Raw genomic sequence first — 9,378 nt, 5'->3', positions numbered from 1 at the left:
AAAGCGGGCGCATTGCCCCATTGAAGTAATCCAAAATAATAATTAAAAACCCTAACACAAAGCTGATATTGATGACCGTCAGAACGTTGCCCTGCAACATATTTTGAATTTTTTGTATCCGTTCAAAACGATAGTAAAAGCCAACGATCATCACCAGCCCTAACACGCATGCAACTGACAATAGTGCTAGCAGAGGGTGCAGAAGAGCAATTACAAGGCAGAAAAGTAGTGCAATTACCGTTGATGACAAGGTACCTAACACAATGCCCAATACTCGTTTACCAATTAATCGATGATTGGCAACCAACCGGGTTTTATTTAAACGCCCTAGAATCAGGGCTGAAAGATGAGCAATGCCTTTTTTGATTATCCATTGAAGAAAGGCATAGGTACAAAAGCAGAGTATTGCCAACGCTATTAATGCCGCTATTTTTTCGCCTTGTCTCTCCACTCCAGGCACCCAGTCATCTATGCGACTGCGCCCGGCGATCAACACCTGAAGCAGCTGCCAAGGCAGCACCAAGCTTGCTAATAGCAGGATCTGGCTAATAATCTGCATAAACAAGATAGACAATACGCGCCAGCGAAACGGCCAAAGCACCGCACGAGCTAACGCAACCATCAGCTCGAAAACTTGCCCCCTGTGAATCTCGCTTTTCTGACTGTTAGTCGTCTGTTTGCTCATCAATCATTGATTCGATAAGCTGCATGAATGTACGTAACTCGTCTGGCTGATCGTCTATCGGCATATAGGTTGAAACGGCATGGTGCACTGCGGATAGGATAATTCCATTGTGGCGCAGGCTACGCTGTTCAGCCTCTTCCCAATCATACAACGGCCATTGTTCTTGATGGGCAAGCGCCTTTCCGGCCTCACTTAATGAAGAGAAAAGTAGCGGTAGAAATGCGCTGCCATAACGTTCACTTACTGCCACTACTTGGCTACCATCGTGATAACGTATCTCTTGTAGCACCTTTGGGATAGAGCTATCGCCTTGGGAGTCAAGCAGGTAAAACAGTCGCTGCCAAAAGGTCGCGGCGCCGTAGCTATCTTGCATCACCGCTTCAAGCACTTCGGCATTCGCAGGTAAGGGATGCCCCTCTTGTGTGTCCCCGCTCAGTAACGACTCCGACCATCGGGCCAATCCCTCATGCACCCATCCTTGCTTAAACATCATGTGTGCATTCTGATACAGATGAAACAACTCATGCGCAGGTGTGAGGTTTTCTACCGCTTTCACTTGCCCACCTAACGCCATGCGGATATGACAATCAGCTTCGGCAGGGCTACGTACAACTTCATCATACGCTTGCCCACCACGTGACTGATCAGCACGCAGTATCACCATAATGAAGTTGGCATGCTGATAGCGCGGCATGAGCAAAGGGGGTGTGAGCCCCAGCACTTCACGATAGAGCACATCGGCAGCTTTAAGCTGTATTTTCAAGTTATCAAGTCGTGTAGCTTTCAGCGATACGCTCTGATCTGTAGCCTCAACAAAGAAGTGAGCACTCTCCAAGCCATCAGTGTGGTTCAATTCATTTGCTATTATCTCAAGTGGTCTATCACGTTGCAGAAAGTGACACTCACCAGCTTCCGGGGACGGCTGGGCGATCACTGACGCTGGCGTGCCGGTCATTATAAAAAGCAATATCAGCGCAGCTAAACATTGCCGTGAGCATGTCTGATTAACGCTTATTTTTTTGCCGTCAACAGTTACTATCTGCACTTAATCCCTCTGCATTTCGTCGCTGCAAAGTAAGCAATCACTGCTCTCTTTTCACGCGGCGGCTAAGTAGTCTATCAGTGGCATTTATTCTTTCTTCAGGCGTGAAAAAAGCGCGTACAGCCCGCTACCATTAGACGCCTTAGCAAGCACGTTATCATGCGGCATTAGGTGGTCAGACAGTGCAGACTCAAGAGTGCGAACATCCTTGAAGTGAAACACTCCAGACGCCTCCCCTCCCAATAGTGGCACCAGCCCTTGGCAGTGCGGGCCGCAGAGCATTATTTTTCTGGCCGACTGCGCAGCAAGAAGAGGAGCAAGCTCCTGGTGCAACCGCTCGGCATCTGCTCCAAGCTCTAGCATATCGCCAATAATCAATATTTTTTTATTGGCATCTACAGGGAGCAATGAGAAGGCCTCCAAGGCCATACGCATCGATAAAGGATTGGCGTTGTACGTTTCGTCATGCAGGGTGATTGGTATCCCTTTAACGCTTATAAACCGTACCTCGCCTCGCCCTGCTACCGCTTGAAAAGATGACAGGCGGGATATGACGATGTCCAAAGGCAAATTATCGTGTCTTGCCACGGCCAGTACCGCCATCGCATTCAGCAACATATGACGTCCAGCGGCGCCTATTCCAAACTGATACACAACGCCATCACACATAATCCGACCATGGTCACCCGCAAAATCAAGCATGCGAATATCTGAATCAGGGTGCTCGCCGAAACTAACCACCTGTAGGTGATAGCGTCTTGCTTGCTCGGCCAGGTAGGTATACTGAGGCATATCACGATAGAGAATAGCGACTCCACCAAGTGGCATGCCTTGGAAAATAAGCGCTTTCTTGCGGGCAATCTCGTCTAATGAGTGGTGATACTCCAAATGCGATGCTGCAATATTAGTAATAATGGCAATGTCTGGGCGGACGATATCCGTATTCTGGGCCATGGAGCCGATGGCCATTTCGACTACCCAGTACAGTGCATCCTGCGGCATACAAGCAAGGTTCCAGGCAATGCCCATCGGAAGGTTAGCGCTTCCTTGCGTTTGCCCCACTGCACCGGTAAAACCCAGCGCATGGGCCAGCATGGCTACTGCCGTTGTTTTGCCTGCACTTCCGGTAATACCAACAACCCGGCCTGTATAATAGCGCCGCTGCCAATATCCTATGGCCAGCGTCGCTGCACGCACATCAGCTACCTGTAACACGGGTACGCCTATATCACGATACGTGTCGCGATCATCGCAAATCACGGCGGAAGCGCCTTGGGTGACGAGCGACCTCACCGTTGCCGGTGGTAAAAATTTTTTGCTCTTTTCCTTACCTCGCGCAATCACCATTTGACCGGTATGAAAGAATTTTGATCGATAACATACGCCGCTCCATTCCCACTCATCAGGCGGTGATGATGTCCATGCCCCCCCGGTTACCGAAGCGATGGCCTTTGCATCCAGGCGACCTCTTGGCGGTGGTTTGACCCTGGCATAGTCTGCCTGACGTAGAATCTGCTGATATGCTACCAAACCCGACAGATAGTGTTCTACATCGTCAATTCTTACGCGAAAACTGTGATGACGGATAAAAAAGCCGTCCAGAATAGTCGCCGGAGCCTTAAAGTACATAGCAACTTCTGGCCAGAAAAAACCGTTCACGAGGTAGTTTGCTCTAGCATGCAGAGCACGATAAAACGCGTTGACATCAAGATCGTTCAACACATCTGCTAAATCAGGATGCGCCTCCAACTTGAGTAGCGTCTTATGAAATGCCATCGACAGCTCAAGCAACGTTGGAAAAGTAGTAACGCGCTTGTGAATAAAATCGATATAACCGGCGATGTTGCGCACCGCAAACGCAAAATACTTGCGCTCTGGGCAATGCGTTACCAGCTCATTGGAGCAATATGCAAGCCAATGATCGTGTGCTTTTTCGTGCTCGCTAGCAATAAAATAGTCAAACGCCTTGATCACGCAGTTCAGCCAGCGACTATCCCGTGTCTGGTCATAAAGCCGCATTAGTGCAAAGGCGGCCTCACCATCGTAATAAATTATCCTGGTCTTTTCTTTTATTGATAAATCCGCAGCATTGAGCACATGGACAAAACTCCCATCAGCTTCTTGCATGCTCAAAATTCCTAACGCTAGCGCATCCGCCAGATCGGCATAACGATCATCGCCCATGACCTGCTGGTACTTTACCAATGCAAGGATGGCTACTGCATTGGCTCCTAGCTTAATAATATCGCCGACATCCACCACATAGGCTGCACATTGCCGATAAATCACAAACTGGGAACACAAACCTGTAAGCGCTGCGGCTATCTGCTGGTATAACTCGCCAAGCTGCTCATTACTTAAAAGCCCCTGTTCTACACAGGCTTCATAGCCTTCCAACAGGGCATAGGTGCTACTGGCGTGGCGTAAGACATTGTACGTGGAGATGCGGCGATCAAAGCAGGGAAAATAACCATACACATAGCGGCCATCTTGACCTACCTGGTTACCCAGAAACCGGGTGGAGCGCGCGATCAGGCCTCCAGTGGATGCTGCCGTTAGAGCAGAACTCTCTCGCCGTCCCCATTGTCTAGGCTGAGTACTCAAAGCATGAACCGTTACTTTTTCACCGCTAATATCTACAAAAACGCCAGCAGTGGAAAAACTCCAGACGGGCATATCATCGTCAAAGTCAGGCATTTGGCTTGAACCATGCCGCGCTTTTATATAGCGCTGCAGGTGTGCCTGATTAATATCGGCATGCGCCACCTTATTCCCAGCATATAAGCAGGCATTTGCGTTGAGCTCCATCTCTGTCAGCATGAGTCGAGAAAATCTCTTACCCACAAACGCTATGCCACTACGAAAATAGTTTCGCTTATAACGCGTAATTTCCTGCTTTAGAGCTTGCCAATGCCATTCACGTACTGCAAAAGGCCACTCAAATCGGCACCACACCAAGGGGTGAACGAACTTCTTTTCAAGTCGCTTCAATGCCAATTTCAAAGCGGGAAGCAACGCGCTCCAGTTACCAGACTGCAAATCATCCAGATCAAGCTGTACAGAAGTGACTTGCGCACGCTCATAGCCATCACTTGCCGATACAAGCATTATTGAGGCAAACTCGGAGGGCTGAGCATGCTTTTTTAACCACATCGGCCTCAAAGTTTCAACAATGCTCTCCAATGCAAGTGCAACCTTACCCGCTTGCTCTTGAGCTTGCCTTTCTGCAAGTTCGCTTGAAGGCAAGGGGTGACCAGAGGAGGTATTTTCTGTATCAGGCATTTAATTGCTCGAAAGTGTAAATAAAATAATGACCATAAGATCATTAACTAAAATTAATGACAATACGCTAAGATTTTTACCTACACCGCTACACTCAAGGGCTTTATATGAGGATGCTTTAAAAAGCTCATCTTGATGGCGCTACTTTAAGCATTAGCTGAAATCGATCACGCACAGCCAGCTTTTTAAAAACAGCACTCAAGTGTGCTTTAACTGTTCGCTCCGTAATGTCTAATTGACGTGCCACTTCTTTATTTGTCAACCCTCTCACCACGGCGAGCGCTACGCTACGCTCACGCTCAGTAAGAAGTTCAAGATAGGGACTAGGCGCAGTCATGGTACGACTGCGCTGCTGAAGCGCCTTGAAGGATCCACCCAGCACTTTAGCAAGCAGCTCTTGACCCACCCATACTCCCTGATTAGCCACTACCAGCGCTACTTTCCTAAATACATCAACAGCTGCAAGTGTGTGCACATAGCCTCGCGCTCCTTGATCCAAGGCGTTAAGCGCCTCACGATCATTAGGCGTATAGCTTAGAATAACAACGATAACGCCTTCAGCGGCCAGGCGCTGCGTTAGTTCTGGCCAAGCCTGTACAGAGGTGGCTAACCAGGCAATATCTCCAGCGTTTATATGCGCCTCAATACTATCTGCCTGTGCTGCCTGTGCATCCGAAAAGGCTGTTCCCCAGCGCGCTTTTAAATCGCCACTTGTTGTCACAAACCAATTTGCCATTAGCGCTCCCCCATTGAATCACGCCACGCTCTTAATACAGGCTTTAGCATAAACTGCATCACTGTTCTTTTTCCGGTCACGATATCGACCTGTGCGGTCATACCAGGAATAACCTGAAGCCGATCCGCGATACTTTCGTTTTCCAGACTACGGACGCGAATAAGATAAAAAGTGTTGTTATCATCATCGGTAATGGTATCTGCGCTTATAAGCTCAAGCTCAGCTTGCAAACCACCGTAGATGGCGTAATCGTAAGCCGTTAACTTGATAGTGGCTGGCTGCCCAGGGTGTAGAAACGCAATATCCTGGGGCGCAATTCTAGCTTCTACTAATAGCTGGTCATCGCTGGGCACAATTTCAACAACTTCTTGCCCAGGCTGTGCCACACCGCCAATGGTGTTGATATGAATACGTTGCACCACGCCGTCAACCGGCGAGCGTATTTCGGTTAGCCTTACTCGATCTTGCAGCCCTGTTCCTGACTGCTGTAATGCATTGAGATCTCCTATCGCCTGAGCAAGATCGTTACGCCACTCGCCTCTACGCTCCGCACCCAGCTCCCGTAGCTGTGTCTCGGCTTCTTCTACGGCGGCGGTTAAACGGGCGACGGCTGCATCGGCCTGGTTCCGCTCGCCGGTCGCGGTTGACACCTCACGTTGTAATCGGAGTACTTCAACTTCAGAAACAGCGCCCGAGGCTAGCAAAGGCCGTGTCAGATTAAGCTCTTGGCTTGCCATATTAACTTCTCGCTGCGCGGTATCTCGGCGAGCTACCGCTTCACGCAGTTCCTCTTCACGTTGGCGAATACGGTCACCAAGCACATTGCTCTGCTCGCGCAGCTCCTCTCGGCGACTTTCATAGGCTGCACGCTCTTGCACCACAATGTCGGGCACTTCCTGGCGCAGCTCCTCGGAGGGTTCAAAGGCGGTATCGGTGGCCAACGCACGGAGCCGCTCGGCACGAGCCTGAAGAGCAAAACGCTGTGCGCGGTTTTCACGAAAATCAGAGACAAATCGGGTCGGGTCAATTTGCATCAATACTTCACCCGCGCTCACCACTTGCCCTTCTTCAATCATAATCTGTTCAACAACACCGCCATCAAACGACTGAATACGCTGCAATTGACTGGCGGGTATCACACGACCGGTTCCACGGGTCACTTCATCTATCGAAGCAAAATAGGCCCATACCAACAAAGCAATAAGGGTAAGTAAAACGGTATAGAGAAATAGCCGTGCGCGAATGGGCTCTTGCTGCATGCGCGCCCAATCCGTGTCGCTAGCCCAGTCGCGGTTCAAATGCGCGGAGGTAACACGCTTGGCAAATAGCCGATCCATAAAGGGACTAAACGGTTTTTTGCCCTTTTCAGAAAAACGGCCAATGGCATCAAAACCCTTTTGTTCTGCGGTTGAGGAGGATTTTTTAGCCATTAGGATGCCCTTCCAATCTGACCTTTGCGCAGCGCTTCAACCACGCTATCGCGTGGACCATCCGCAACCACTTTGCCTGCGTCCATCACAATAATACGGTCGACTAATGAGAGTAGCGATGTACGGTGGGTTACCACCAACACCGTTTTACCTTCCGCCACTCTTGTCAGGTTTGCTTTAAACGCCTCTTCACTGGCGTTATCCATTGAGCTGGTGGGTTCATCCAATAACAAAATAGACGGGTCTTGAACCAGTGCCCGCGCAATGGCTACCGACTGCTTTTGCCCCCCTGAAAGCGCTTGCCCTCGTTCGCCAACTTGCAAATCGATACCCTTAGGGTGTCCATTAACCATCGACTGCAGACCTGCAATTTCCAGCGCTCTAAGTAGCTCGGCATCATCAACGCGGTCACTCCCTCCGCCCGCTACAATGTTGTCGCGCAACGAACCGGAAAACAGACTCACGTCTTGAGGGACATAGCCAATATGTCCACGAAGCTGCATAGGATCAATCTGGCGGATATCGACCCCATCAAGCAGTACGGAGCCTGATGTGGGCAGATAAAACCCCAAAATCAGTTTATTAAGAGAGGATTTACCGCAGCCTATCCGGCCCAGAAGAGCCACTTTCTCGCCGGCCTGAATTGAGATCGAGACATCCCGAAGCGCCTCTCGCTCTTCATCGGGGTAACGCAGCGTGACTTTTTCCAGACGAATACCGCCCGTCACACTCGGCTTTTCAACGTAGGCTTTTCCTTCATCGCGCTCAACACGCTTGTCCATCACTTTGTTCAATGACTCAAGCGCCGTAGAAGACTGATGGTATTGGGCAAGCAGCGCGGCTGCCTGGCTGATAGGTGCCATGGCGCGTGAGGAGAGCATATAAGCCGCAATCAATCCCCCCTGGGTTAAATTGCCCTCAATGATTTGATACACCCCAACAATAATCACGCTAACAGCCACACTGTGCTGCGCCCACTGCGCCACATTGGAAACGGAGGTGCTAACAAGCTTTAGCTGAGCCCCAGTGCGCGATAAGAAAGCCGATGCTTTTTCCCAGTGGCGTTGAATACGACTTTCTGCGCGCAACGCTTTGACTGTCTCCAACTGGGAGATTGACTCCACCAGCAGTGCATTGCGCTTGGCCCCTGCTTCCCACGTCGTCTGAGACAGTTCATGCAGCTTCCCCTGGGCGGCGAGCGCATAGAGCAGCACAAACAGGATCCCGGCTAGTACAGGTATGACTAACCAAGGGTTGATCAACGCAATAATGGCGGCAAATAGCAGTACAAAAGGCAAGTCGACAATACCTAGAACCGTCGCCGAGCCGATAAACGCACGCACCGATTCAAACGATTGCAAGGTAGAGGTAAACGAGCCGGTAGATGCCGGTCGCTCTTCCAACCGCATACCCAGTGACCTGGCCATAATTGAGGACGACAATTTCACATCGGCCCGGCTTGCCGCCAAATCAACAAAGCTTGCGCGCATAAGACGTAGCGCCAAATCAAAGCACAAGACGATAAACACCCCAACGGCCAGTACCCAAAGTGTGTCAGTCGCCTGATTAGGAACAACCCGATCATAAACATTGAGCACAAAGAGTGGCATCGCCAAGGCAAACAGGTTGATCGCTACCGAGCCGAGTACGATATCCCGGTAGAGACGCCGGTTCTCACGAATAACTCCCCAGAACCAGTGCTGATCGCGCGATTTCTTGACGCCAGGTTCCGATGCGTTATCAGCCCTGAACCTGGGCCGTACATAGATAGCTTCTCCGCTATAGCCGACGTAAAGCTCATCCAGCGTTACCTCAATAGCGGCCTCTGAAAGCTCGGGAAAAATCACCTGGGCTTTCTGCTCCTTCAAATCCAGCGCCAGCAGCACACAGGCACGGCCAGGCTCCAGCAACACAATGGCAGGTAATAAAGCAGGATTAAGCGCTGATAACTTGCTTTTTACGATACGCGCCGTTAGCCCTGCACGCGAAGCTGCCCTTCCAAAAACAGAAGGCGTTAGCCTGCCCTCGTCCAAAGGCAGACCCGCAATTAAAGCTTCCGACGAGACCTCATGCTGATGAAATGTTGCAATAGACTTGAGACATTCCAATAACTCATCATTAACATTTTGCTGACCATGTTGTTGCAGGGGCCTGGAAACATCCAGCTTGCTTTGCGTCACAGAGACCTCATTACTTTAAAGCT

At 50.2% G+C, this 9,378-nt stretch carries 5 protein-coding genes and 1 pseudogene; all 6 read right to left on the bottom strand.

Going from position 1 to position 9,378, the window contains the following annotated elements; translation table 11 throughout:
- Nucleotides 1-685: pseudogene (locus tag ACT3TY_RS10560) on the bottom strand (ABC transporter ATP-binding protein); the annotation flags it as partial.
- The gene (locus tag ACT3TY_RS10555; RefSeq protein ID WP_444628123.1) at nucleotides 666-1,448 is read right to left on the bottom strand and encodes a hypothetical protein; all 783 of its coding nucleotides are present in this window, start codon (nucleotides 1,446-1,448) and stop codon (nucleotides 666-668) included. The gene ACT3TY_RS10555 and the pseudogene ACT3TY_RS10560, both read right to left, overlap by 20 nt.
- A gap of 366 nt (nucleotides 1,449-1,814) precedes the next feature.
- Entirely contained in the window at nucleotides 1,815-5,009 is a 3,195-nt protein-coding gene (locus ACT3TY_RS10550; protein WP_444628122.1) for a Mur ligase family protein, read from the bottom strand.
- Between the two features lie 127 nt (nucleotides 5,010-5,136).
- Entirely contained in the window at nucleotides 5,137-5,745 is a 609-nt protein-coding gene (locus tag ACT3TY_RS10545) for a LuxR C-terminal-related transcriptional regulator (protein ID WP_444628121.1), read from the bottom strand.
- Nucleotides 5,745-7,175 (bottom strand): HlyD family type I secretion periplasmic adaptor subunit, encoded by a 1,431-nt coding sequence (locus ACT3TY_RS10540; RefSeq protein ID WP_444628119.1) that lies wholly within the window; start codon nucleotides 7,173-7,175, stop codon nucleotides 5,745-5,747. Before ACT3TY_RS10540 ends, ACT3TY_RS10545 begins: the two co-directional genes overlap by 1 nt.
- A complete protein-coding gene (locus ACT3TY_RS10535) occupies nucleotides 7,175-9,355 on the bottom strand; it encodes a type I secretion system permease/ATPase (protein ID WP_444628117.1) in 2,181 nt (726 codons plus the stop codon). The genes ACT3TY_RS10540 and ACT3TY_RS10535 overlap by 1 nt, the downstream gene beginning before the upstream one ends.
- Nucleotides 9,356-9,378 lie beyond the last annotated feature (23 nt).

Source organism: Halomonas sp. AOP22-C1-8, assembly GCF_052378905.1.
Taxonomy (GTDB): domain Bacteria; phylum Pseudomonadota; class Gammaproteobacteria; order Pseudomonadales; family Halomonadaceae; genus Vreelandella; species Vreelandella citrativorans.
The sequence above is the reverse complement of the archived record's forward strand: the minus strand, read 5'-3'. Positions and strand labels throughout refer to the sequence as shown.